Below are 1,617 nucleotides of genomic sequence, written 5' to 3'. Positions count from 1 at the left end.
GGCGCGGCCTGGGCGGTGGGGGCGCTCAGGAACAGCAGACCGGCGCAGAGAGCGATGAGCGCGCCGAGGGTGGTGGATCGACGCGCGTAGAAGCCGCGCCGCGAAGCGGGCAGGCGCATGCCGTGCATACGGACTCCCTGGGAATGGGGGGAAGTTGAGTGGAAGGAACGCCGTCAGGGTGGCGCCGAAAGGTTTCCTCCCGGCGGGCGCCAGATGACAGGATGACGACATGGGCACGTCAGATCAAGACCGCTGCCCGGACTGATCGACGCGCTCGGAGCGCCGGGCCCGCGTGCGGAGCCGGCGCGGAGCGCCGGAGCCGCCGTGCGAGGCCCGGACCGGTGGGCCGGGCCCGAGGGGCCGCCCGGTCCGCGAGGGGGCGCCCGGTCCGGGCCGCCGTGTTCGAGCCGGTACCGGGTGCCGTCCGTAGCGCCCGCGCCCGGTGGTCCGGTAGCCGCCCCGGGCCGGGTCCGGCACGGTGCGGGACCGCACGGCCGTGGCATCGGTCACACCACCGGTGCGGCGCACCGGCGTGCGGGCGCGGGCGCCGTACCGGCGTCCGTACCGGTCACGGCGGTGCGCCGACGGCCGGGGGAGGCCGTGCGCGGGCGGACCCGGCCCACGGCGGGCGCGGGGAGGCGCGGGGCATCGCGTACGCTGGTCGGTGTCTGAAGGGGAGTAGCTCTTCGCCGGACCGTCGACATACTGGCCGCGCCGTACCCGTACGGCCGGCCCGGCGCCCGGAGCCGGTGCTCGCGCACCGTGCCAGCGAGACCTTCGGCCGCAGTGTCCACGGCTTCACACAAGCCACCAACGACGCTGCCGTGCCGAAGCGTGCTCGCCCCCCGCGGGCCCCTCGGTACGGCGGCCCGACCGACGAGGGGTCCTTCCCGCATGTTCAGCATCACCGCCGCCGCAGTGACCTTCGGCGTCGTCTTCCTCGCCGAACTGCCCGACAAGACGGCACTGGCCGGGCTGGTGCTCGGCACCCGCTACCGGGCCTCGTACGTCTTCGCCGGAGTCGCGGCCGCCTTCGTGCTGCACGTGGCGCTGGCCGTCGCCGCGGGCAGCGTGCTGACCCTGCTGCCGCAGCAACTGGTGCAGGGGATCACCGGAGCGCTGTTCCTGGCGGGCGCGCTGATGCTGCTGCTGAGGAAGGACGACGGGGACGAGGAGGTCCGCAAGCCCTCCGACCAGTCCTTCTGGAAGGTGGCGGGCAGCGGCTTCATGCTGATCCTGGTCGCGGAGTTCGGCGACCTCACCCAGATCATGACGGCCAACCTCGCCGCCCGCTACGACAGCCCGCTCTCGGTCGCCCTCGGTGCGGTGATCGCCCTGTGGTCGGTCGCGGCCATCGGCATCCTGGGCGGGCGCGCGCTGATGCGCCGTGTGCCCCTGCGCCTGATCTCCCGGATCGCGGCGGGCGTGATGCTGGTACTGGCCGCCCTCAGCTTCTACGAGGCGCTCACCGGCTGACCGGCCGTCCGGCGGCCTGCGGACCGCCCGGCCCGCCACCGGCGGTGCCCCGGCCGGACGGCCGGGGCACCGTGAGTGATCACGCCCCCCGCCCGGAACCGGCGGGGAGGAAGGTTCCGGTCGGGGGGCGTGCGTTCGGGG

1 protein-coding gene is annotated in these 1,617 nt (G+C 75.0%); it reads left to right on the top strand.

What is annotated here, in order from left to right:
* Positions 1 to 894 precede the first annotated feature (894 nt).
* Positions 895 to 1,476 carry a TMEM165/GDT1 family protein gene (locus L7D48_RS28665; protein ID WP_237884003.1) on the top strand — a complete coding sequence of 194 codons (582 nt, stop codon included), beginning with the start codon at positions 895 to 897 and terminating at the stop codon, positions 1,474 to 1,476.
* Positions 1,477 to 1,617: the final 141 nt, after the last annotated feature.

It is taken from the genome of Streptomyces sp. ICN903 (assembly GCF_022015835.1).
GTDB classification, from domain to species: Bacteria; Actinomycetota; Actinomycetes; order Streptomycetales; family Streptomycetaceae; genus Streptomyces; species Streptomyces fenghuangensis.
The sequence above is the reverse complement of the archived record's forward strand: the minus strand, read 5'-3'. Positions and strand labels throughout refer to the sequence as shown.

Bases quoted from the DNA above. Each gene is read 5' to 3' on its own strand.
- L7D48_RS28665 (WP_237884003.1), top strand. From the start codon at position 895: ATGTTCAGCATCACCGCCGCCGCAGTGACCTTCGGCGTCGTCTTCCTC.